This is a genomic window from Salinibacterium sp. ZJ70 (assembly GCF_011751865.2).
GTDB lineage: Bacteria > Actinomycetota > Actinomycetes > Actinomycetales > Microbacteriaceae > Homoserinibacter.
The window spans coordinates 2,409,820-2,432,715 of record NZ_CP061770.1 but is presented as its reverse complement, the minus strand read 5'-3'; the positions used below and the strand labels follow the sequence as shown (position 1 = coordinate 2,432,715).

Genomic DNA, 22,896 nt, shown 5'->3' with positions numbered 1-22,896 from the left:
GCGTCAGAGGAAGCGCACCGGCAGGCCGAGCGTGAGCATCACGGCGGCGACGATCGCGGAGCCGAGCACCACCGCGAGCGTGATGACCACGGCCTTCACGACGCCGTTGCGTTCGAACCAGAACGCGGAGCCGGGGTAGAGGCGGAAGAAATCGCGCACCGTCATCGGCTCGCGCACGCGCTCCGGTCGCACGGGGAGCGCGTTCGCGAGGGCGATGAGGTCGTGCTCATGCCAGTAGTTGCCGCGCATGCGGAACACCCGGTTGCCGTGGCGATCGGTGACGAGAAGCTGCAGCACGGGTTCCGGGGCGGCGCCGAGGTAGGTGGGCACGAGGCTCACCTCGCGGATGTCGGCGAGCGGCACGCGGACGAGTGGCGTGAAGATGCCGTTGCCGATGAGCTCGGTCTCGGTGACGGCGCAGAAGACCTGAAGCTGGCGCCAGACCAGCAGGAGCGCTCCCGTGACGACGGTGATGTTGGCGGCTGCGACGAGCGGGACGAGGCCGCGGCTCGCGGTGAACCAGTAGGCCACGGCGAAGATCGGCGCCGTGCCGAGGATGACGCCCGCGAACGCGTTGGCGAGCAGCGACCGCTTGGGTCGCACGCGGAGCGTGGTGGTGAGTGCGGCCATCTGCTCAGGCTACGCGCACGCGGTTTGCACCCGCGCTCGCGTGAGGTGTCAGTTCGTGCCGCTCGGCTCCCGCCGGAAGCGGCACGAACTGACACCTCAGTTGAGATAGAGGTTTGCGCGCGGATGTCATTACTCGCTATTATTCTAGCAACACTAGAACAAAGGGTTTCTGTGAACGACACGACCACCGCACTCCGCGCGAGCGGCCTCACCAAGGACTTCGGCGAGCGTCGTGCCGTCTCCGACGTGACCTTCGACGTCGCCCGAGGGGGTGCGTTCGGTCTTCTCGGCCCCAACGGCTCCGGCAAGACCACCATCATCCGACTGCTCAACGGCCTCCTCGCTCCCACGAGCGGCTCCGTCGAGGTGCTCGGCACCGCCATGACGCCCGCCAACGCCGACCGACTGCGCGAGCGCATCGGCGTGCAGACCGACACCAACCTGTACGAGTCGCTCAGCGTCGACGAGAACCTGCGCACCTGGGGAGCCCTGTACGGCATGTCGTCGGCGGCGATCGAGTCGCGCATCCGCGAGGTGCTCGACGTGCTCGGGCTCGGCGAGCGCCGCGCCTCGCTCGTCGGCCAGCTCAGCAAGGGCATGCGCCAGAAGGTCGCCATCGCGCGCGCCGTCCTGCACACTCCCGAGCTGCTGTTCCTCGACGAGCCCACCGCCGGCCTCGACCCCGAAGCTGCTGCCGACCTCATCGACTACCTGCGCGGCCTCATCCGCACGGGCGACACCACCGTCGTGCTCACGACCCATCAGCTGCACGGCCTCGAGACGCTCTGCGACCACCTCGGCATCCTGCGCGCAGGCGCGCTCGTCACCGCGGGCGAAGTCGATGAGCTCCTCGCGGAGCGCTGGCCGCACGCCCGCGTGCGTCTCGCACTCGCGGGCGACCTCACCGCTGCGCGCGCCGTGCTCGCGGAATCCGGCGTCGCCGACCCCGCGATCAGGGAAGACGGATCCGTGAGTCTCGAGCTCCCGGACGACCGCCGCGTCTCGGACCTCGTCGTCGCCCTCGTCGGCCGTGGTGTCGCGATCGACGCGGTCGTGCCCCACGTGCCCACCATCGAAGAGCTCTACTTCTCCGTCGTCCAGGAAGGACCCCGCGCATGATCGACCGTCGCCGCGTCGCCGCCGTCGTGCGGAAGGACCTGCGCGAGATCCTGCGCAACCCGCAGCTCGTCGCCCCGCTCGTCGTCGTGCCGCTGCTGTTCACGGTCGTGTTCCCGATCGCGATCATCCTGCTCGGCAACAACCCCGCCATCATGGCGAGCGTCAACGGCCTCGGCGCCTTCCTCGACAACCTGCCCGAGGGGATCGTCCCCGCGCACTTCACCGAGCAGCAGACGATCGTCTACGCCGCGATCGTGTTCTTCCTCGCCCCGATGTTCCTCATCGTGCCCGTCATGTTCTCGAGCGTCATCGCGAGCTCGAGTTTCGTGGGCGAGAAGGAGCGCCGCACCCTCGAGGGTCTGCTCTACACCCCGCTCACCAACCGCGAGCTCGTGCTCGCCAAGGTGCTCGTCTCGGTGATCCCGGCCGTCATCGTGTCGTGGGCGGCGTTCGTGATCTACGCGCTCATCGTCAACGTGCTCGGCAATCCCGTGATCGGCGATGCGTTCTTCCCGACAGCCACCTGGATCCTGATGATCCTGCTGCTCGTGCCGCTCGTCGCGATCCTCTCGACGAGCCTCACGGTCGCGGTCTCGGGCCGCGCCACGACGATGCAGGGCGCCCAGTCGGTGGCCGTCATCATCGTGCTGCCCGTCGTCGGGCTCGTCGTGTCGCAGGCCACCGGCCTCATGCTCTTCGACGTGTCCGTCGTGCTCGTCGCGATCGGCGTGCTCGCCGTGGTGGATGCGATCGTGTTCCTCGCGGTCGCCCGCACGTTCCAGCGCGAGCGGATCATCACCCGCCTGTAGGCACAGCTCGTACTGAGGTGTCAGTTTGTGCCGCTCGGCTCCCGCCGGAGGCGGCACAAACTGACACCTCAGGGTCGGCGGACGCGGCTGTCGCGTCTTTCCCCGCGTCGCGTCGGGGAGGGTGCTCAGCCCTCGTCGACCTCGACGGCCTCCTCGATGTAGGAGTCGTCGAGGTCGAGGCGCGTCGCCACACGACGCAGCAGCGCGTCGTTCGAGATCAGGAGGCCGTCGATGCCGGAGGCGCCGTAGGTCCAGTCGGCGCCCGGGTCGAAGACCACCACATCCGCCTGATCGTGAACCGCGGCCCAGATCGCGTCCTGAAGCGTGTCGAGGTCATAGATCCGCTCGCTCGCCCAGATCCATCCCGCGCGCGAATCCTCGCCCTCCGGGAACGGCACCGCGCGGCGCCACGGGAACGCACCCTGCAGACCGAACGGCGGCTCCTCAGCGGGCGGGGTGAGCTCCACCACGAGCAGCTGCAACGGCGCCGACGCGTCAGGCCCCTCGGCGCGCACGGCGGTGAGCGTCTCGAGGTGCCGCGCGATCACCTCCTCCGCATCGAAGCGGTTGCGGATGTTGGCTCGCCCGTCGACGAGCCCGGGGATCGTGAGCGCCGGCGATCCCTCGATGCGGTCGAGCAGGTCGTGCCAACGACGCTCGAAACGCTCGGCGGAGACGGTGGCTTCGGCCTCCTCGAAGCGGCGGTCGGCCGCGTCGACGACATCGGGGTCCGGGTGTTCCCGCGCCCGCTCAGGCGACAGGGGCACGCGGTCGAGGCGCAGGGGCGTGAGGCGGGGTTCGATCGCGGCGTACAGCTCCCACGCGATGAGCGGGACGGCCTCCGGATCGGCGGCGCGCACATCGTCGAGCAGCCGCTCCACCTGCGACACCGGGTCGTCGTCATGGGGTCCGGAGAACCGGGGTGCCGCGATGAGCGGGGCAGCCTCCGGGTCGCTCGCGCGCACACTGTCGAGCACCTCATCCAGCTCGGAGGTCGGTTCCTCATCGCCGAGCCCCGAGAGCAGGGGCGCGCCCCGCCAGTACGCGAGCAGCGCGGCCGCGCCGACTGCGGCATCGCCCTCGCCGCGGGCGGCATCCGTGCGGGAGGTGGGCTCCCACTTCGCATCCAGCAGAACCTCGCGCAGGCGCATCAGGTCACGCACACCCAGACGGCCGAGGCGATCGATCGCCGCCGCATCGGCGAGCTCCTCGAGCAGCTCCAGAGGCTCAGCGGACGGGTTCTCGCGCCGCCGCCGCAGGAACTCCGACGATTCCCACAGCTCACGCGTCAGCTCAGTCATCCTCGAAGCCTACGGGTGGGTGGGCACGGCGCGGCGCGGATGAGGCATCCTGGGATCGTGTCCGACACCGCCTTCGCAGACCTCGCCCGCGCCACGTACGTGCTTCTCACCACCTACCGTCGCTCCGGTGACCCCGTCTCGACGCCCGTGTGGATCGTCGGCGACGGCGACCGACTGCTCGTGACCACGGGAGCGAAGTCCGGCAAGGTCAAGCGCCTCGCCCACACGTCGCGCGTCACCCTCACCCCGTGCGACGTGCGCGGCAAGGTGAAGCCGGGCACCGCGGAGGTCGAGGCGAACGCCGTCGTCGACGACCGTCCCGAGACGCGCGACGCGCTCGACGCCGCCCTCCTGAAGAAGTACGGCCTCCAGTACCGCCTCATCCGGTCGCGCCAGAAGAAGAACCCGCACGACTCGGTTCCGGTCGTCATCACGCGCTGAGACGCGGAGGCGTCGCCTGAGGGTCAGCGGATCACTGGGCGGTGGAGAACTCCACACCGAACGTGTTCTGGTCGGCCACCTGCTGGGCGACCACCGAACCCTGGGGCCCGTGCGCCGTGAACATGTACGGCTCATCCTCGGTCGACGCGTAGGTCGCCCAGCCGGACCAATCCTGGCGATCCGTCCACCCGGCGAACGCCTCGGCCGCGTCTGCCGAGCTCACGAGTGTGAGCGACTTCGGGGAGCCGGCATCGTTCATGTAGGAGACCGAGGTCCACTCGACGAGCAGAGCCAGACCGGCGATCTGCACCCCCAGGGCCATCTCGTCGTCGGCGGTCGCGAACGTGGGGTCGATGTCGACCTCGGCGCTCTCGTTGTCGGCGCCCTCGTTATCGGGGGTCTCGACGCCGACGGCCTCATCGGGGGCGGCGTCACTGCTCGGGGCGGCGCAGCCGGTGAGAAGCAGGGCGCCCATGATCAGTGCGGCGGCTGCGGTCATGCACTTCGTCATGCGTTGTCCCCCCGGGTAGTGGGCGCCCGCGGGTCACGGGCGTTCTGGACTCTCGGAGACGACGGTAGCTGACAACGTGGCGCGACGGCGAGAACCACGCACAGGGTGGGCGACCCTCACAGGTTCGCCCCGGGACCGCATCCGTCGGTTCGGATCCGCTCCGTCGAACATGAAGAAAGCGACCCACCCTTCGGGCGGATCGCTTTCTTCATCTGCGGAGGATGGGGGATTCGTCCCCACCGCACGGCCGTCCCGCGACTGCGTCGCGCGCCGGAACCGGCGGCGTGGGCCCACCCGGGGGTTCGGATCCGCTCAGCCGGACATGAAGAAAGCGACCCACCCTTCGGGCGGATCGCTTTCTTCATCTGCGGAGGATGGGGGATTCGAACCCCCGAGGGCTTTCACCCAACACGCTTTCCAAGCGTGCGCCATAGGCCACTAGGCGAATCCTCCTGAAGACCCCTCACGCACCCGCCAGAGCCCGGTTACCCTTGCTGCGTTTCCGCCCTGGGGGAGTTGGCCTGGATAGCGCCACGTGAGGAGCCGTGCGACAGTCTATCGGGAGAATCCTGCGAGCGTGACCGCGCCGTCACGCAGGCCCCGCTGGCACCCGGTCCCCGAGGACCCGCCGGAGGTAGTCTCGGTCGGTGCCCGAGCTCGATCCGCCCCGATTCCGCCGTGCCGAACCGGCGGATGCGGAGCGCCTGCTCGAGATCGAGCGTGCTGCCGGGCTCGCCGCGATGGGCCACATCTTCCCGCGCGATCGCTTCCCGTACCCGACCGACGCCGTGCTCGCACGCTGGCGCCGCACGCTCGTCGAACCGGGTGTGACGGTGCTCGTGGACGCGGGGGAGCAGCCGGTCGCGTTCGTCGCGTTCGACGCCGACATCATCCGTCACCTCGCGGTGCACCCGGATGCCCAGGGGCGCGGGCTCGGGCGCGCGATCGTCGACGCGGCGGTTCCGCACCTCGCGGAGCCGCGCCTGTGGTGCCTCGAGGAGAACCACGCCGCGCTCGCCTTCTACGCCCGCACCGGCTGGTCGCCGACAGGTCTCACGCGCCCGTCCGACTTCGAGCCGCACCCCGCGGAGCTCCAACTCGGTCGCACCCGGCCGGGCGTCAGTCGCGCCGACTACTCTTGACGCGTGGTCACCGCCCTCTATCGCCGCTATCGCCCCGAGACGTTCGCCGAGCTCATCGGGCAGACCCAGGTGACGGATCCGCTGCGCACCGCTCTGCGCACCGACCGCGTCAACCACGCGTACCTCTTCTCCGGTCCCCGCGGCTGCGGCAAGACCACGAGTGCGCGCATCCTCGCCCGCTGCCTCAACTGCGCCGAAGGCCCCACCGACACCCCGTGCGGCACCTGCCCCAGCTGCCGTGAGCTCGCGCGCGACGGCGGCGGATCGCTTGACGTCGTCGAGATGGACGCCGCGAGCAACGGAGGCGTGGAAGACGCCCGCGATCTGCGCGAGCGCGCCGCCTTCGCTCCCTCTCGCGACCGCTACAAGATCTTCATCATCGACGAGGCCCACATGGTCACGTCGGCGGGCTTCAACGCGCTGCTGAAGCTCGTCGAGGAGCCGCCCGAGCACGTCAAGTTCATCTTCGCGACGACCGAGCCCGAGAAGGTCATCGGCACGATCCGCTCGCGCACCCACCACTACCCGTTCCGCCTGGTGCCGCCCGCACTCATGCTCGACTACGTGCAGCAGATGTGCGTCGAGGAGAGCATCGAGGTCGAAGGCGGCGTGCTGCCGCTCGTCGTCCGTGCAGGCACCGGATCGGTGCGCGACACCCTCTCTCTGCTCGACCAGCTCATGGCCGGATCCGAGGACCGTCTCATCTCCTACGAGCGCGCCGTCGCGCTGCTCGGCTACACGCACGGCGCCCTGCTCGACGAGATCGTCGACGCGCTCGCCGCACGGGATGCGCAGGGCGTGTTCTCGGGAATCGATCGCGTCATCCAGACGGGTCAGGATCCGCGTCGCTTCGTCGAGGATCTGCTCGAGCGTCTGCGCGACCTCATCGTCGTCGCCGCCACCCGCGACCACGCGGCAGCGGTGCTGCGCGGTGTGCCCGCCGACGAGATCGAGCGCATGCAGCACCAGGCGAGTGCGTACGGCCAGGTCGAGCTGTCGCGCGCAGCGGACGTAGTCAACTCGGCTCTCACCGAGATGACGGGCGCCACCTCACCGCGCCTGCACCTCGAGCTCATGGCCGCGCGCCTGCTCGTGCCCTCGTCGGATGACACCGAACGCGGCGCCCTCGCGCGCGTCGAGCGCCTGGAACGTCGCATCGGCATCGAGGGTGCGGATGCGGGGCCCGTCGTGGCTTCCGCGCCGCGCGCGCCCGCGGCCGCGGGCGCTCCCGCACCTTCGCCCGCGGCTTCACCTGCGGCGGCGCCCGCACCTTCGCCCGCGGAACCGGCGGCGTCGGCCCCCGCCGCGGAGAGCCCGGCACGCGCCGCATCCGCCCCGGCCGCATCGGCTGCGGCCGCATCGGCTGCGCCTGCCCCGGCTCCCGCTGCAGCAGCACCATCCGCCGCCCCGCAGCGCGCCCCGCGCGATCCGTCGGCGCCGCTCACCGTCCAGCAGGTGCGCGACGCGTGGCCCGAGATCCTCGAGGTCGTGCAGTCGATCAAGCGCCAATCCTGGATGGTCGTCTACACCTCGTCGGTGCGGGCGTTCGAGGGTGACGTGCTCACCCTCACCTTCCCGAGCGACAACGATGTGCAGAGCTTCCGTCAGGCGCAGGGTGCGGGCGAGAGCGTGAGCGAGCACCTGCGCACCGCGATCAGCCGCGTGCTCGGCGCTCGCGTCAAGTTCGTCGCGCGCGTCGAGGGCGCCCAGGCCGCCGCTGCCCCTGCGGCCGCAAGCGCTGCCGCGGCGCCGGCGGCGGCGAGCACCGCGGCTGCCCCCGTTCCCCAGCCGAAGGTCGCGACCACCGGCTGGAATGTCACCGCGATCCCCGGAGCCACCGAGTCGGGTGCGAACACGGACGCCGCTCCCGCGTCTGCGCCGTCTGCGCCCGCTTCCGCTGCCGCACCGAAGGCGGCTCCTGCCTCATCCGCCCCCGCGAAGCGCGCCACGCAGCCCGCCGATCCTGGTGTGGATGACGACATCCCGCCGCTCGACGACGCCGACGCGCCCCCGGAGGAAGGCGCCCCCGAGCCCCCCGCTGACCGCGGCTTCGGCGGCGGTGGCCCGGGCCGCCAGCAGGCTGCGCGCCCGCCGGCCGCGCGTCCCAGTTCGCAGTCCGCCCACGCTCAAGCGGCGGCCGCGGCTCCCGCCAAGGCGGCAGCTCCGGCGAAGCGCGGACCCGCGCCCGCATCCTCGAATCCGAACCGTCCCGGGCGCTACGGCGAGGCTGTCGTGCGCGAGGTTCTCAAGGCGAGCTTCATCGAGGAGGAGCAGCTGGCACCGCAGGATCGGCCTGTGCGTCTCGTGGAAGAGCCGGGGCAGTAAGGCATGTACGAGGGAATCGTCCAGGACCTCATCGACGAGCTCGGCCGTCTGCCGGGCATCGGCCCGAAGTCCGCACAGCGCATCGCGTTCCACATCCTGCAGACCGAGAGCTTCGACACCACCCGGCTGGCGGAGATCCTCACCGTCATCCGCGACAAGGTGAAGTTCTGCCAGGTGTGCGGCAACGTCTCCGAGCAGGACCTGTGCGGGATCTGCCGCGACCCGCGACGCAACAGCGCCATCATCTGCGTCGTCGAGGAGGCGAAGGATGTCGTCGCGATCGAGCGCACGCGCGAGTTCCGGGGGCTTTACCACGTGCTCGGCGGCGCCATCAGCCCGATCGACGGCATCGGCCCCGATGACCTCCGCATCGGCCAGCTGCTGAAGCGCCTCGCATCGACGGATGTCACCGAGGTCATCATCGCCACCGACCCGAACCTCGAGGGGGAGGCGACCGCCACCTATCTCACGCGACTGCTCGTGCAGCCGGGCCTGCGGGTCACGCGACTCGCCTCGGGCCTGCCGGTCGGCGGCGACCTCGAGTACGCAGATGAGGTCACGCTCGGTCGCGCCTTCGAGGGGCGTCGCGTCGTCGACTGAGTCGCCGCATCGCTCATACGTAAATACGCACTTATGTAGCATCTCGGTATGAGTGCCGAGAATGACGACCTTCGCGCCGAGCTGCGCCGCCTCTCCGAGAGGCTCGACCGACTCGAATCCCGCGGTACCGCGAACGCTCATCAGGCGACGCCTGCGCTCGATCCGGACGTCTTCTGGGCACTCGGAGGCCTCCGCGAGCGGCTCGCGGCCGATGGCGACGACGCGCGCGGCGCGGTCATGCTCGTGGGCGAGCTCTCGCTTCCCACCGGCGAGCCCGTGTCGTGGCAGCAGGGTGCGCATGCCGACGCGCTGCTCGAATCCGAGTGGACCGAGCGCGCCTCGGCCTTCGCCGCACTCGGCCACCCCGTGCGCCTCGAACTCCTGCGGCACATCCTCGCGGGGACGCGCGCGACCTCCGAGCTCGCGGCGATCGACGGCCTCGGCACGACGGGCCAGCTGCACCACCACCTGAGGCAGCTGCTCGCGGTGGGATGGCTGCGGCAGGCGGGACGCGGAGCGTACGAGGTGCCGGCGCAGCGCGTCGTGCCTCTGCTCGCGTGCCTCGTGGGGGCGGAGCGGTGATGCGCGCGCTGCATGCGGCGTACCGCGTGCGGGGCGTGCTGCTGGCCATCGGGGTACCGCTGCTGGTCGCGATCGCCGTGACCGCGCCGTTCGAGTTCCCGGCAGGCGTCGAGCGAGCGAGAGGGGTGCTCGGCACCCTTGGCGTCGGTCTGTTCGCGGCGGCCCTCATCCTGGCTGCGCTCGGCGCGCGGCTGCTGCCGGAGCGGACGCCGATCGTCGTTCGCCCTCCGGTGAGCGGGCGGTGGCTCGCACTCAACAGTCCCGCCTCGCAGGTTCCCAGCCATGGCGTCCGGGCGTACGGACAGGCGTATGCGATCGACCTCGTCGCCGTGCCCGACGACGCCGAACGACCCCCGTTCGGCGCAGGGGGTGCCTGGCGCTCGTCGGCCGACTATCCCGCCTTCGGCGCCCCCGTGCACGCGATGATCGACGGCGTCGTCGTCGCCGCATCCGACTGGCGGCGCGACCACCGCGCACGCTCGTCGATGATCTCGGTGCTCTACATGATGGTCGTCGAGGGGTCGATCCGCGAGCTCGGCGGGCCCGGCTTCGTCATCGGCAACCACGTGATCATCCGCGGCGATGATGGGGTGTTCGCGCTGGTCGCGCACCTGAAGCAGGGCTCGGCTGCCGTGACGGTGGGGGAGCGTGTGGAGGCCGGCCAGGTGGTCGGGCTCTGCGGCAACTCGGGCAACAGCAGCGAGCCGCACGTGCACGCGCAGCTCATGGATCGGGCGAACCCCCTCGTCGCGCAGGGGCTTCCGATGCGGTTCGCCGACATCCGCGTCGACGACGAGAACCTCGCGGAGGGGATGCCGGCGAACGGCGAACGGCTCCACGCGTGACGAGTGCGATGTGGGCGCCCCGCTGCACGCATGTGCATGCCGGGCTCGCGTGTGCGCAAGCGCGTATCCGGGCCTCGGTAGGATGAGTCCGTTCCCCTCAACCTGGAGTGCTCACGCGTGTCTCTCATCGTCCAGAAGTTCGGCGGCTCAAGCGTCGCTGACGCCGAAAGCATCAAGCGGGTCGCCAAGCGCATCGTCGAGACCCGGAAGGCCGGCAACGAGGTCGTCGTCGCGGTGTCCGCGATGGGCGACACCACGGATGAGCTGATCGACCTCGCCCACGAGGTCTCGCCCATCCCCGACCCGCGCGAGATGGACATGCTGCTCACCACGGGCGAGCGCATCTCGATGGCGCTGCTGGCGATGGCGATCCGCGACATGGGCTTCGAGGCGCGCTCCTACACGGGCAGCCAGGCTGGCATGATCACGGATGCGCGCCACGGTTCCGCGCGCATCGTCGACGTGACGCCGGGGCGTGTGCGCGAGGCGCTCGATGAGGGCGCGATCGCGATCGTCGCCGGATTCCAGGGCTTCAACCGCGACAGCAAGGACATCACCACCCTCGGTCGTGGCGGCTCCGACACCACAGCCGTCGCCCTCGCGGCCGCGCTCGGTGCGGATGTCTGCGAGATCTACTCGGACGTCGACGGCGTGTTCACCGCTGATCCGCGCGTCGTTCCGAAGGCGCACAAGCTCGACAAGGTGACGAGCGAGGAGATGCTCGAACTCGCCGCCGCCGGCGCGAAGGTGCTGTACATCCGCGCCGTCGAGTACGCGCGTCGGCACGGCGTGACGCTGCACGTGCGCTCGTCGTTCAACAACAACGAAGGAACTCTGGTTCTGAACCAGGAGGGAGTATCCGTGGAAGAGCCCATCATCACCGGTGTCGCCGGAGATCTCTCCGAGGCGAAGATCACTGTCGTCGGCGTGCCCGACGTCCCCGGCAAGGCGGCTGACATCTTCACGATCGTCGCCAACACCGGCGCCAACATCGACATGATCGTGCAGAACGTGTCGGCGGCGGCCACCGGCCGCACCGACATCTCGTTCACGCTGCCGAAGTCGGACGGCGAGAAGGTTCTGCAGGCGCTGCGCGCTGCTCAGGACGACACCGGATTCCAGTCGCTGCAGTACGACGACCAGATCGGCAAGCTCGCCGTCGTGGGTGCTGGCATGCGCGCGAGCGCGGGCGTCTCCGCGCAGCTGTTCCGTGCCCTCTCGGACGCGGGCATCAACATCGAGATGATCTCGACCTCCGAGATCCGCGTCTCGGTCGTGACCCGCGCCGACACCCTGCACGAGGCGATGCGCATCGTGCACACGGCTTTCGGTCTCGACGGCGACGCCGAGGCTGTCGTCCACGCCGGAACCGGTCGCTGAGAAGCGTCAGCATTCGAGCCGTCGGCGCCCTTCGGGGCCCCGGCGGCTCGCTGCTTGTCACGGCGCTTCATCGAGCGGGCAGAAACGACCTCTCCCGCGTTCCGTGTGGAGCCGATTCTGCCCACTCGGCGCGACCGGATGCGACACGCAGGGCATCTGAGCGTCGCGCGACTCCCGTCTACACCGACTGGCGGATGACGCTCCAGCCGCCTTCCACCACGTCGACCCGCAGCTGCGAGGGGATCTGCTCCTTCATCGCCTCGACGTGACTGATGAGCCCGATGGTGCGGCCACCCTGGCGGAGGCCATCGAGGGTGTGCATCGCCACTTCGAGGGTGTCGGCGTCGAGTGAGCCGAAGCCTTCGTCGATGAAGAGCGTGTCGAGGCGGATGCCGCCTGCGCGCGCCGTGACGACCTCGGCGAGGCCGAGCGCGAGGGCGAGGGAGGCGAGGAACGTCTCACCGCCGGAGAGCGACCGCGGCGGACGTGCGACGCCCGTGTGCTGGTCGATGACGGCGAGGTCGAGGCCCGCCTGGCCGCGCTTCTGCTCGCGCTGGTCGGTGTGCTCGAGCAGGTACCGGCCGCCGCTCATCGCGGCGAGGCGCACGTTGGCGGCGTCGACGATCTGCTCGAGCTCGGCCGCGAGCACGAAGGACTCGAGCCGCATCCCGTAGGTGTTGGGCGGCAGTCCGCGCACGGTCGCCGCGAGGGTGCGGATGACATCGGCGCGCTCGGCGAGTTCGCCGACGCTCGCGTGCTCGCGCAGCAGGCGAGCGCAGAGGTCGGTGGCACGCGCGGCTGCATCTGCCTGGCGCGCGTGCGCCTTGGTGGCTTCGTCGCGGACATCGTTGGCGGCATTGCGCGCCGCGGTCACCTCGGTGAGGTCGACCGGCTCGGCGGGCAGATCCCGCAGCTCGGGCGCCTCCAGCAGCGCCTTCACCGTCGCGAGCTCGACATCGGCGCGTTCGAGGTCGGTGCGCATGCGGGCTCGCTCGACGTCGGTGCGGGTGGCGGCGACCACTGCGTCGTCGTCGTCGAACCGGTGCGCCCCGCGCTGGTCGCCGTAGGCGGTCTCAGCAGTGATGGCGGCCCGCTCCGCTTCTGCACAGGCATCGCGTGCGTCGATGAGGCGCTGCGTCGCTGTCTTGAGGCTCTGCAGCCCGCTCACGAGCGCGGCGATGCTCTCGGCTTCCCCTCGGCCCTCGGTGACCTGGGTGACGGCCTGCTCGAGGCGGGTGGTGGCCGCTGCCCGCTCGGCCACGAGCGTCTCGCGATGCGCCGACGCCGAAGCCTGCTCCGAATGAATGCGCGCCTCGTCGGCGTCGAGCGTCTCGCGCTCGGCGAGGAGCGCTGCGAGTCGCGCCTCGGCCGCGCGGGCCGACTCGACGCGCGCCCGCGCCTCTGCGAGCTCGGCACGCAGAACCTCGGCGGTCTTCTCGTTCGCGAGGCCTCGCTGCTTCGCGAGCTCTGATCGGAGTTCGGCGGTGCGGGCATCGGCGGTGGTCACCGTCGCGCTCGCACGCTCGAGGGCCGACTCCGCCGCGTCGACGTCGTCGTCGGTGACAGGTTCGCCGTCCCATGTGGCGGGCGCGGGGTGCTCGGCAGAGCCGCACACGGGGCACGGCTCGCCCGGCACGAGCTCGTGGGCGAGCGTCGCAGCTTGGCCGTCGAGGCGGCGGCGCCGCAGTTCCGTCGCACGGGTCGCAGCCGACTCGCGGGCCTCAGACGCTCGCAACGCGGCAGTGAGCGCTTCGGCGAGCTCCGTGTCGAGTCGGGCGGCGCGCTCGGCGGCCGCGAGTGCTGCGGTCGAGATGTCGACCGTCTGCTGGGCGGCGGCACCCGGGGCGGCGGCATCGCGCGCCGCCGTCTCGTCCGCCTCGATCGAGGCGCGACGCTCCCGGATGCCGGCGAGCTGCGTCTCGAATCCCGCTGTGCGCTCGTCGTGAGCGGTCAGAGCCAGCTCCGCCTGCGTCACGTCTCGAGCGAGAGCATCGATCCGGCCTTCGAGCTCGACGAGCGGTGCGAGCACGCCGAGGCGCTGGTCGGTGTCACTCAGAACAGCTGCCAGGTCGGCCGCCGCATCGCCCGGGTAGCCATCGGTCGCCGTCTCAAGCGCGAGTCGTGCCCGCTCCGCGGCGTCGCGCGCGCGCATCGACTCGGCGCGGAAGGGCGCCACAGCTGCCGCGCGGTCGGCGGCGTCGAGTTCTCCGCGCAGAGGCTCCACGGCCGACACGCGATCCTCCGCAACCGCGAGCCGTGCCACGCCCTCCGCGCGGCGACGCTGACGCTCGGCGGTCTGCGCTGCGGCTTCGTGGGCGGCACTCGCGGCCTCAGCAGCCGCCACCGCCTCGATACGTGCCGCATCTGCCTCCGCGGCCGCTCGCACGAGCTCCGCAACCCCGGTCCCCGCCCAACCCGGCAGCTCGTTCGTGGCGCTCGGCGCCTCCGCCTCGACCAGTTCGCCCAGCTGGGCGACGAGCGAGTCGAGGTCGCGACCAGCGTCGCGCAGCTGCTCATCGACGGCCTTCCGCCGCTCCTGCAGCTGCTGGTCGTACTCATCGAACCGACGTGTGCCGAAGAGGGTGCGCAGCAGCTTCTGCCGGTTCTCGCTCTCGGCGAGCAGGAACTCGTGGAAGCGGTTCTGCGCCAGCAGGATGACCTGCAGGAACTGGTCGCGCGTGAGCTGCACGATCCGCTCGATCTGCGCGGCGACGTCGACGGGGCGCGCGGCGATGCCCTCCCACGCGCCGTCGGCGTGACGCACCGACAGTTCGGCGGTGGCCTTCTGCAGGGTGAGACCCTCACCGCGGGCCTTGGGGCGCTGATAGTCGGGGGTGCGGGTGATGCGGTACTCGGTGCCGCCCACCTCGAAGACGAGGGTGACGCGCGTGGGCTCGTCGGGCCCCACGTGGTCGCTGCGCAGGCGCGGGCTGCCGCCGTCGTAGCGCGGGGCGCTGCCGTACAGGGCGAAGCACACGGCATCCAGGATCGACGTCTTGCCGGCGCCCGTGCGCCCGCCGATGAGGAAGATCCCGTCGGATGCGAACGCGTCGAAGTCGATCAGCTGGCGCGACTTGAAGGGGCCGAATCCCTCGACCTCGACGGTGAGGATCCTCACTGGGCGGACTCCGTGGCGCGCTGCCCACCGACGACCTCGCGCACGATCTCGAGCTCGCTCTCGGTGAGCCCGGATCCGGCGCGCACGTGCTCGAGGAACGCGGCGACGATCTCCTCGTCGGTGCGCTGCTCGACACGTTCGGCGTAGGACACGGCGCCGTCACCCGGAACCGCCTCGGGATGGTGCGAGACGTGCGCGCAGAACGGGAAGCGGGCCTGCAGGCGGCGCATGGCATCGAGGGGCCGAGTGGCGTCGGTGAGCACCGCGCTCACCCAGTGCTGCTCGTGGGCGGTGTGCGTCGCATCCGAGAGCAGCTGGTCGATGGTTCCCGTGAGCACGGCGAGCGGGCGGGGCACCGGCAGGTCGACCCACTCGACCTCGCCGAGACCCGCGGCGTCGAGTTCGACGATCCAGGCCCCGCGGGGTTTCGCCGCCTCGGAGAAGGAGTAGTGCAGCGGCGCCCCCGAGTACCGGACGCCCGGAGCCAGCTGAGATCGTCCGTGGATGTGACCGAGCGCCGTGTAGTCGATGCCCTCGAACACCGTCAGCGGCACGACGTCGACCCCGCCGACGGTGATGTCGCGTTCCGCGTCGCTCGCCTCGGCAGCGCCGCCGGAAGCGAAGGTGTGGGCGAGCACGACGGAGCGCACTCCCGGCCGGCGGGCGTTGTGGATGCGGCGCATCGCCTCGCCGAGCACGTCGGCTTGACTGCGCAGCTCGGGCTGCTGCCAGCGATGACGCAGCAGAACAGGCTCGAGGTAGGGGATGCCGAACACGTCGATCTCGCCGTGCTCGTCGGCGAGCGTGACGGGTGCATCCAGCTGGTCGGGATCCGTGATGACGTGGATGCCGGCGAGCGCCGCCCACTCCGACTGGAATCCGAGGCGCGCGGGGGAGTCGTGGTTGCCGCTCGTGAGGATGACGCGCGCACCCGCGTCGCGCAGGTCGCGGAGGGCGTTCGACAGCACGCCGAAGGCCTCACCCGAGGGCGTCGCCGAGTCGAACACATCGCCCGCGACGAGCACCGCATCCACGTCGCGCTCGCGCACGATGGCGACGAGCGCGCCGAGCACGTCACGCAGCGCATCGAGGGTCGCGTGCCCGTGGAAGGTGCGCCCGATGTGCCAGTCGGAGGTGTGCAGGATGCGCATAGTCCGCACGATACCCGCGACCGCCGACACCGCCCGACGCCCTGCCGAGGAGCGTCAGCTCCCGCCCGATCGCCCCGCGCACATCGGCTCGGAGCTCATCGCGGGACCCCGTCAGCGGATGCGTCAGACCCGCTGGCGCGGGGCGTGCGAGTTGCGGCCGCGGATCCAGCGCTCGGTCGTGCCGTTGTTGGTGCCGACCTTCACGTCGTCTCCGGTGAGGTTCGACACCTCCACGAGCGTCTCGTGCTCGAAGGCGTGGCTCTTGTCGGTGTTGCGGTAGTAGCGGTACATGCCCCAGTAGAACGCGGTCGCGCCCGCCGGGCCGAGCGCCAGCAGCCAGCCGACATCCGTGTCGGAGTCGAGGATGATCGCGGCGACGATATCGATCACGGTGCCGTCTCCGATCAGAAGGTGAGCACGATCCAGAGGGCGAGACCCTCCAGAACCGTGCCGATGGTCATGGATGCGAGCAGGAGCTTGGGCACGCTCACCGGGATCGAGCCCATCGTCTCGCCGGTGCGGCCGTTCACAGCGATGTAGTGCAGGAACTCCGAGCCGTTCGACTTCTTCTCGTAGTACGAGTAGAGCCACACGGGCAGCAGCACCGACACCCAGCGGGTGCCGTGCACGTCGAGAGACTCACCCTCCCACCGGATGCCGCGGTCGTAGGCGGGCGCCGAGTCGGTGGCCTTCTGGCGCGCGATCGACAGCATCTGGTCGTGCACGCGCGGCGTCATGTCGTCGACGTTGAGGTCGCGCTTCTCGGAGGTGAACTCGCCCATGTAGTTCGCGTTGTAGATGACCGCGTTGTGGGTGTCGAACGGGAGCACCGTGTTGATGACGTTGTTGGTGTTGCGCTTGGTGTTCTGGTCGGAGCGGTTCGAGCTCGATTCGACGGTGAGGTCGTCGACGGTGAAGTCGAACGAGCGGGTCACCCGGTACACGTCGGCGTCGTAGTAGGTGCGCTTGTTGTTGTCGCTGCCGCGCACGTACTCGCGCGTCTTGATCTCGCCGTGGCCGGCGACGTCGGCGTGCAGATTGCCGTCGACGATCATGTACGGCATGTACACACCCACGACGTTCTCGGGGCTGAATTCGGCCTTGAACCTCTTGTGGGCGAACATGCGCCGGCTGCCCGCGAATCTGCGGATGTGCTCGACCGCCTGGGCGTGCGTCACCGTGAACGGCAGGATCGCATCGGGCACGGCGCCGTTCGGGATCTGCGTGTTCTGCGACAGCGTCTGGCGGCACCAGTGGCAGCGGGCCTGCAGCTGCCGCTCGGTGTTGATGACGACCTCGGCGCCGCACCCCTGGCACTTCATGGTGATGAGGTTCTCGGCACCCGAGTCGATGTCGGAGACGCCGGTGGTGAGGATGGTGCCCTTCAGCTCGCCCACGGGGGAGTCGAAGCCGACCGACGCCATGAAGCTCGCCGGCTCCCACTCGAAGCGGCAGAAGCTGCAGCGGAGCTTGTGCGTGCCCACGATGGGGCCGATCTCGCTCGAGCCGCACTTGGGGCACTTGTCGAGCCCGTCTCTGCGGTTGTTCGAGGTGTCGACCGGGGCCGGCGGCCCGGGCTCCGCGATCTCCTCGAGGGGAGACTGCGGAGCCGCGGGCGCGGCGGCGTCGGCGGCTGCAGGCACCGGGGGAACCGCTGCCGCGCCGTCGGCGGGCAGCTGGTTCGGGTCGGGCGTTCCAGGCGTCATCGTCATCGGATGTCGGATGCTCTCGTCGGGAACCGTCGTGTCAGCGGGGAACGGTCAGGATCCGAGGACCTTCGCCTTGATGCCGTCGTAGTCCTCCTGCGTGATGAGGCCCGCGTCGAGCATCTGCTTGGCCTGCGTGAGCTTGGCCATCGGGTCGTCGGCGGCCGGAGCGGCCGGAGCCGGGGTCGCGGCGGGGGCGACGGGCTGCTGCAGTCCGCCGAGGCCCATCGTTCCCGCTGCCATGCCCATGCCGATGAGGCCAGCACCGCCGGCGTTGTCGCCAGCCGACTCGAAGCCCTGCGCGACCGAGGCCTGCAGGTTCGAGTTGCCGCGCGCACCCGAGAGGGCGTCGGCGCGCTTGACCTTCGACAGCAGCTCCTGCGTGTCGGCGTCGTACTCGATCGCGATGATCGCGGTCGACACGATCTCGAGACCTCGAGCCGACTTCCAGTTGTAGCCCTCTTCGACCGCCGCGCTGAGCGACTTCGCGAAGCCGAGGGAGTCGGACTGGATCTGCGTGATGCGGCCCTTGGCGGGGTCGTTGGTGTACTTCGAGAACGCGGGCGACAGGGCCGAGACGACCTCGTTGAACAGCTGCGTCGCGGCGTCGTTGTCGAGGTCGGTGAAGTCGAAGACCTGGCCGCCCGTGAGGTACGTGGCGGGGAGGTACTGCTTCACGAACAGGATCGGGTCGACGATGCGCAGCGTGTAGGTTCCGCGCGTGACGGCACCCACCTGCGTGCCGAGCCACGCGTCATCCCAGTAGATCTCGCTCTGGGTGCCGAAGCGGTTGTTCGGGAGCTCCTTGAGCGCGACGTAGTAGGCCGCCTGCTGCGAGCCGGGGATGCCGCCTCGCTTGAAGCGCTCCCAGGTCTGCAGGATGAGGGGGCTGAGGAACCCGTTGCCCGCGAAGATGGACTGGCTGTTGACGTCGTCCGACTGCCACGTGTAGCCACCGGGCTCGGCGACGAGACCGGTGATCTGGCCGTCCTGCAGGGTGATGAGGCCGTAGCCCTCGGGCACGACGATCTTCGAGCCGTTGGTGATGATGTTGTCGGAGCCCTTGGTGTTGGCGCCGCGGCCCGCGTTGGTCTCCTGCTTCACGGCAGGGAAGAACGCCGCGGTCGGTGCGAGGCCGTTGGGGATCGTGTAGAAATCGATCCACTGGTCCGCGAACATTCCGCCGACAGCGCCGGCGAAAGCCTGGATGAAGCCCATCGTTCACTCCTTCGGGTGGTGTGAGGCCCACATTATCGGTTCCCCACGGCGCGCGGATGCGGGGATGGTGTGGATAACCCCCGAATTCGGGAGTCGCTGCGTGCGGCGCTCGCGGCGGTGTCGGATCACGCGGTCGCGAAAGCTGCGGACAGCCTCCGCATACGGGGAGTCGTGTCCGGCGACGCGCCTGCGGAGCTCACTCGACTGGGACGCACGGCGAGGTCCCGTCGAGATCGGTCACCCGATCGTTTGCCCCGAATGCGAAGTACAGCCCGCTCGCATCCCGTTCATAGCGCACCTCCACCACGCCGAATTGGGCGTCGCGCATGCTGACCTCGTAGCCGAGCTCGCGCCACGCGGCAGCCACCGCGTCAGCAGTGGCGCGCGGATCGTCCGCGGCCGGGCCCTTGCCGTCGAGGCTGTACATCTCGCCGTCCTCGCACGTGCTGGGTACCCGGTCGGTCTTGAGATCCCATTCCCCGCCGGAGGCGCGCACCGCCGCGTCGAAGACCTCGAGGAGGACTGTCTTGGATTCGTCGAGCGACATCATGGATGCCTCCTGGCTGGGGTGGGCGGGCGGATTCGGTGCTGCGCATCCGCTCAGCAGAAGCAGAGCGGCAGTCGCGATGGAGATGGCGCGCATGCTCAGGGCGAGGGGGGAGTCGGCGCGGGACCCGGGGAGGGTCGCGGAGTCGGCTCGTCGAAGAGGTTCGCGATCTGGTCGCCCCTGCCGAGCGCGGTGAGCGCTGTGTTGTAGAGAGATGTTGTTCCCTTCTCGAGATATCCCGACTTCGATGTCTCGGGGAGATGGGTCTCGTGCACGTTCGTGCCTTCATAGAGCGTGCCATCGATGGTCTCCGCGTTCGGATACCAGATCTGTACGCCGTCGATCGTCGACGGATCCTGGCGGCCGCTGCCGCCCTGGCCGATGGAGGCCCACGGAATCTGCTCGTTCGCCATGGCCGAGTAGACCTCGCCCGGCGGAACCAGGAGGTCGTCTCGGCTGATCGACCTCTCGATGCCCGCGCTGCCGAGCATCGTGAACGCATCGACACCGACCTGGGTGAGCGCGTTCGCTGCCGTCGTCGTTCCGTACGAGTGTCCGGTGACGCTCAGGAACGGGTCGTTGGATGTCGCCGAGCGCACCGTGAGCAAGCCTTGGAGGTCGCGGGCCAGGTTGTCGCCCCCGGAGCGGGCATAGTCGCCCATGACCACGCCGAAGTCGGTTCCCTGGGTGACGGGAATCGGCGGGGCCTCATACCCCAGCCAGGCGATGACCGCGCTACCTCCAGCGATGCCGGTGCGATCGGCGATACGAGTCTGCTCAAAGTGCATCCACTCCGCCTGGTTTGTCCAGCCGACGGCATCTCCCGCGGTCGTGGTGCCCATGCCGGAGATCATGTAGTTGACGTACATGGCGTTGTCGAGATCGCCCACCGAGATGGCTCCGAGTGGCGGCGAACCTGGTCGGAACGAGATGAGCTGGTGCACCGGATCATCGGGGCCAGCTGCCAGGGCGGCGAGGAGTGCTTCGGCGGCGGCGCGATTCGCCTGGGCGGTCACGGAGGTTGACGGGTCGTCGATGATCTGCCGCAGCCGGATGCGGTTCGCGACATCGCGCCCGGCATAGGAGACGCCGTCGAGGTTGCCGAAGACGTCAGGGGCGAGTTCGAGGAGGTCTCGCTGGCGCGCGTTGAGAGCTCCCGGGCGAGCGCCCGGGTTGAGTGAGAGCCACCAGGCGGCGACGTCGGCGGCGCGTGGAGGGCTGGAGACGAGCGTGCTGAGTGCGTTGGGGTTGTCCTCGAGCCACACTGCGCGTGCTGCCGGAGTCATCCCGGAGAGCAGATGGAGCAGCTCCATTCCGGCGGGATGCGATGACGTCAGCAGCCCCGCCGAGGCGGTCACGCCGAGCAGATCCGAGCTGGAACCGCCGAAGCCGTCGCGCGGCAGCAGCCCCGTGGGCACCGCCGCCTCGAGTGCAGCGACGAACGCCGCATCTGCCAGCGTGCGGCGGTCCGCGAGCGCATCGAGCGAGCGGGCATTGAGCGCGATTGACTGCTCGATCGCCCCGACATGCTGGCGGGCGCCTGTGAGGCGCAGTCGCTGCTGCTGCATCTCGTGCGGATCTCCCGACATGCGGGCGCGCTCGAGGTCGTTCTCGGCATCGTCCGCGCGCCACCGGGCCGAGGTGAGCTGCTGTCCGAGATCCTCACTGGCGGCGCGCAGGCTCGTCGCCGTCTCCTTGATCGCCGAGAGCTCACCCAGGTACGCATCGTGGGCGGTGGCGTCGCCGTCGAGCCAGGCGCGCAGCAGCTCGAACTCAGGGGCGATGGTCGAGAGCTCGAACACGACCGCGTCCGCTGCGGTTCCCGTCCAGTCGCCGCTGACGGCGTTCGACATGGACGCGGCGGTCGTGATCGCCGTGGCGAACGCGTCGGCGTCGTGCCGGAGACGCGTGGATTCGCTCGAGAAGACGCTCAGTTCGCCGTCATCAGCCCGCGTCACGGCAGCGGCTCCGACAGGCTCTCGTCCGTCTCCGCGAGCACGAGGCCTGCGGTGTCGACGGAGCGGGCGAGGTCGACGATGTTCTCGCGGATGATGTCGGTGAGGCGTCGCCGCAGCTCCTGTGACTGGCTGATCGCGGAGGCGACACTGTACGAGCCCGTGTCCTGCACGGTGTACCTGCGGATGGCGGGTGACAGCGCCGGCTCACCCGCGAGGTTGCGGATGAGCTGGGAGGTGGAGCTGATCACCGCATCCGTCACGATGAGGTCGGCCATGGCGATCACCATAACGGTGATCGGCACGGAACGTGAGGGAAGTTCTCCCCATTCGTGGCGTTTTCTCGCCGCACGCTGGCAGGCGCTGTGGCGGACGCGTCATGCGGCTCCCGGTACGATCTGTCCTTATGAGCAACCAGGGAATTCGTCTCGGCGTCGTTGGCGCCACAGGTCAGGTCGGCGCCGTCGTGCGTCGTCTTCTCGTGGAGCGCGAATTCCCGATTTCGGAGATTCGCTTCTTCGCGTCGGAGCGCAGTGCAGGCACCACGCTCGAGTTCCAGGGCGAGCAGATCGTCGTCGAGGATGCCGCCACCGCGGACCCGTCGGGCCTCGATGTCGCCATCTTCTCGGCGGGCGGTGCCATGTCGAAGATCCAGGCCCCGCGCTTCGCCGCGGCGGGCGTTCTCGTGATCGACAACTCGTCGGCCTGGCGCATGGACCCCGAGGTTCCCCTCGTCGTCTCCGAGGTCAACCCGCACGCGATGGATGAGGCCGTCAAGGGCATCATCGCCAACCCCAACTGCACGACGATGGCGGCCATGCCCGTCCTCAAGGTGCTCGACGCCGAGGCCGGCCTCGAGCGTCTCGTCGTCTCCACCTACCAGGCGGTCTCGGGCGCTGGCCTCGCGGGCGGCACGGAGCTGCTCGAGCAGGTGAGCGCCGCGGTCTCGCAGGACGCGATGGGTCTCGTGCACGACGGATCCGCCGTCGAGCTGCCCGCCCCTGGCGCCTTCCCGCGCAACATCGCCTTCAACGTCATCGCCAAGGCGGGCTCGATCGTCGACGACGGCGAGCGCGAGACCGACGAGGAGAAGAAGCTCCGCAACGAGAGCCGCAAGATCCTCGAGCTCCCGGAGCTGCTCGTCTCGGGCACCTGCGTGCGCGTGCCCGTGTTCACCGGCCACTCGCTCTCGATCAACGCGACCTTCCGCGACCCGATCACCCCCGAGCGCGCCGAGGAGCTCCTCGCGGCCGCCCCCGGCGTGCAGCTCTCCGAGATCCCGAACCCGCTCGAGGCGGCCGGCGCCGACCCCAGCTTCGTAGGACGCATCCGCCAGGACCAGTCGGTTCCGGAGGGCAAGGGGCTCGCGCTGTTCATCGCCAACGACAACCTGCGCAAGGGCGCGGCGCTCAACGCCGTGCAGATCGCCGAGCTCGCCGCCGCGAAGGTGCTCGCAGCAGCCTGAGTCGTCGAACCTCGTCACTGATCCCGGGTGCGTCCTCCGACGCCCCGGGAT

Annotated in this window: 21 protein-coding genes, 1 tRNA gene and 1 other RNA gene; 10 read left to right on the top strand and 13 right to left on the bottom strand. The window is 69.9% G+C overall.

The annotated features are described in order from the left end of the window. Positions 1-3 precede the first annotated feature (3 nt). On the bottom strand, positions 4-630 hold the full coding sequence (locus HCR12_RS11510; RefSeq protein WP_166866547.1) for a hypothetical protein: 627 nt from the start codon (positions 628-630) through the stop codon (positions 4-6). A gap of 171 nt (positions 631-801) precedes the next feature. Between HCR12_RS11510 and HCR12_RS11505 the strand changes: the two genes are divergently transcribed. After that, positions 802-1,749 (top strand): ABC transporter ATP-binding protein, encoded by a 948-nt coding sequence (locus HCR12_RS11505; RefSeq protein ID WP_166866545.1) that lies wholly within the window; start codon positions 802-804, stop codon positions 1,747-1,749. Next, entirely contained in the window at positions 1,746-2,558 is an 813-nt protein-coding gene (locus tag HCR12_RS11500; protein ID WP_166866543.1) for an ABC transporter permease subunit, read from the top strand. The genes HCR12_RS11505 and HCR12_RS11500 overlap by 4 nt, the downstream gene beginning before the upstream one ends. A 125-nt stretch (positions 2,559-2,683) precedes the next feature. Here the strand turns inward: HCR12_RS11500 and HCR12_RS11495 are convergent, their stop codons facing one another. Further along, entirely contained in the window at positions 2,684-3,859 is a 1,176-nt protein-coding gene (locus tag HCR12_RS11495) for a hypothetical protein (RefSeq protein ID WP_166866541.1), read from the bottom strand. A gap of 57 nt (positions 3,860-3,916) precedes the next feature. On the opposite strand from HCR12_RS11495, the gene HCR12_RS11490 reads away from it, so the two are divergent. After that, positions 3,917-4,300: a PPOX class F420-dependent oxidoreductase gene (locus HCR12_RS11490; RefSeq protein ID WP_224763446.1), complete on the top strand. Its 384-nt coding sequence runs from the start codon at positions 3,917-3,919 to the stop codon at positions 4,298-4,300. Between the two features lie 31 nt (positions 4,301-4,331). Here HCR12_RS11490 and HCR12_RS11485 read toward each other — a convergent pair whose 3' ends face one another. The 3 genes from HCR12_RS11485 to ffs all read right to left on the bottom strand — a co-directional run bounded on the left by HCR12_RS11485 (position 4,332) and on the right by ffs (position 5,359). After that, positions 4,332-4,799, bottom strand: a complete 468-nt coding sequence (locus tag HCR12_RS11485) for a hypothetical protein (protein WP_166866536.1) — start codon at positions 4,797-4,799, stop codon at positions 4,332-4,334. Positions 4,800-5,179: 380 nt separating this feature from the next. Continuing rightward, positions 5,180-5,264 (bottom strand) — tRNA-Ser (locus HCR12_RS11480). Continuing rightward, positions 5,263-5,359: signal recognition particle sRNA small type (gene ffs, locus HCR12_RS11475), an RNA gene on the bottom strand. The genes HCR12_RS11480 and ffs overlap by 2 nt, the downstream gene beginning before the upstream one ends. A gap of 99 nt (positions 5,360-5,458) precedes the next feature. Between ffs and HCR12_RS11470 the strand changes: the two genes are divergently transcribed. The 6 genes from HCR12_RS11470 to HCR12_RS11445 all read left to right on the top strand — a co-directional run bounded on the left by HCR12_RS11470 (position 5,459) and on the right by HCR12_RS11445 (position 11,685). Beyond that, complete coding sequence (locus tag HCR12_RS11470; protein WP_166866534.1) at positions 5,459-5,953, top strand: GNAT family N-acetyltransferase; 495 nt, start codon at positions 5,459-5,461, stop codon at positions 5,951-5,953. A gap of 3 nt (positions 5,954-5,956) precedes the next feature. Next, on the top strand, positions 5,957-8,278 hold the full coding sequence (locus tag HCR12_RS11465) for a DNA polymerase III subunit gamma and tau (RefSeq protein WP_166866532.1): 2,322 nt from the start codon (positions 5,957-5,959) through the stop codon (positions 8,276-8,278). A 3-nt stretch (positions 8,279-8,281) separates the two neighbouring features. Beyond that, entirely contained in the window at positions 8,282-8,878 is a 597-nt protein-coding gene (gene recR / locus HCR12_RS11460) for a recombination mediator RecR (RefSeq protein ID WP_166866530.1), read from the top strand. A 48-nt stretch (positions 8,879-8,926) separates the two neighbouring features. Then, positions 8,927-9,460, top strand: coding sequence for an ArsR/SmtB family transcription factor (locus HCR12_RS11455; protein ID WP_166866528.1), 534 nt, complete (start codon positions 8,927-8,929; stop codon positions 9,458-9,460). Continuing rightward, positions 9,460-10,305: a M23 family metallopeptidase gene (locus HCR12_RS11450; protein ID WP_166866526.1), complete on the top strand. Its 846-nt coding sequence runs from the start codon at positions 9,460-9,462 to the stop codon at positions 10,303-10,305. The genes HCR12_RS11455 and HCR12_RS11450 overlap by 1 nt, the downstream gene beginning before the upstream one ends. Positions 10,306-10,422: 117 nt before the next feature. After that, entirely contained in the window at positions 10,423-11,685 is a 1,263-nt protein-coding gene (locus HCR12_RS11445; protein ID WP_166866524.1) for an aspartate kinase, read from the top strand. A gap of 178 nt (positions 11,686-11,863) precedes the next feature. Here HCR12_RS11445 and HCR12_RS11440 read toward each other — a convergent pair whose 3' ends face one another. The 8 genes from HCR12_RS11440 to HCR12_RS11405 all read right to left on the bottom strand — a co-directional run bounded on the left by HCR12_RS11440 (position 11,864) and on the right by HCR12_RS11405 (position 21,658). After that, positions 11,864-14,803 carry an AAA family ATPase gene (locus HCR12_RS11440; protein WP_166866522.1) on the bottom strand — a complete coding sequence of 980 codons (2,940 nt, stop codon included), beginning with the start codon at positions 14,801-14,803 and terminating at the stop codon, positions 11,864-11,866. Next, positions 14,800-15,954 (bottom strand): exonuclease SbcCD subunit D, encoded by a 1,155-nt coding sequence (locus HCR12_RS11435; protein WP_166866520.1) that lies wholly within the window; start codon positions 15,952-15,954, stop codon positions 14,800-14,802. Before HCR12_RS11435 ends, HCR12_RS11440 begins: the two co-directional genes overlap by 4 nt. A gap of 123 nt (positions 15,955-16,077) precedes the next feature. Next, positions 16,078-16,344, bottom strand: coding sequence for a hypothetical protein (locus HCR12_RS11430; RefSeq protein ID WP_224763444.1), 267 nt, complete (start codon positions 16,342-16,344; stop codon positions 16,078-16,080). 14 nt (positions 16,345-16,358) lie between these two features. Continuing rightward, positions 16,359-17,666, bottom strand: a complete 1,308-nt coding sequence (locus tag HCR12_RS11425; protein WP_166866518.1) for a TFIIB-type zinc ribbon-containing protein — start codon at positions 17,664-17,666, stop codon at positions 16,359-16,361. A 48-nt stretch (positions 17,667-17,714) separates the two neighbouring features. Then, positions 17,715-18,878 carry an SPFH domain-containing protein gene (locus HCR12_RS11420; RefSeq protein WP_166866516.1) on the bottom strand — a complete coding sequence of 388 codons (1,164 nt, stop codon included), beginning with the start codon at positions 18,876-18,878 and terminating at the stop codon, positions 17,715-17,717. A gap of 196 nt (positions 18,879-19,074) precedes the next feature. Continuing rightward, entirely contained in the window at positions 19,075-19,428 is a 354-nt protein-coding gene (locus HCR12_RS11415; RefSeq protein WP_166866514.1) for a hypothetical protein, read from the bottom strand. 95 nt (positions 19,429-19,523) lie between these two features. After that, the gene (locus HCR12_RS11410) at positions 19,524-21,383 is read right to left on the bottom strand and encodes an alpha/beta hydrolase (protein WP_166866512.1); all 1,860 of its coding nucleotides are present in this window, start codon (positions 21,381-21,383) and stop codon (positions 19,524-19,526) included. Further along, a complete protein-coding gene (locus HCR12_RS11405) occupies positions 21,380-21,658 on the bottom strand; it encodes a hypothetical protein (protein WP_166866510.1) in 279 nt (92 codons plus the stop codon). Before HCR12_RS11405 ends, HCR12_RS11410 begins: the two co-directional genes overlap by 4 nt. 128 nt (positions 21,659-21,786) lie before the next feature. On the opposite strand from HCR12_RS11405, the gene HCR12_RS11400 reads away from it, so the two are divergent. Further along, positions 21,787-22,845 (top strand): aspartate-semialdehyde dehydrogenase, encoded by a 1,059-nt coding sequence (locus tag HCR12_RS11400; protein ID WP_166866508.1) that lies wholly within the window; start codon positions 21,787-21,789, stop codon positions 22,843-22,845. The last annotated feature ends 51 nt before the right edge of the window (positions 22,846-22,896 follow it).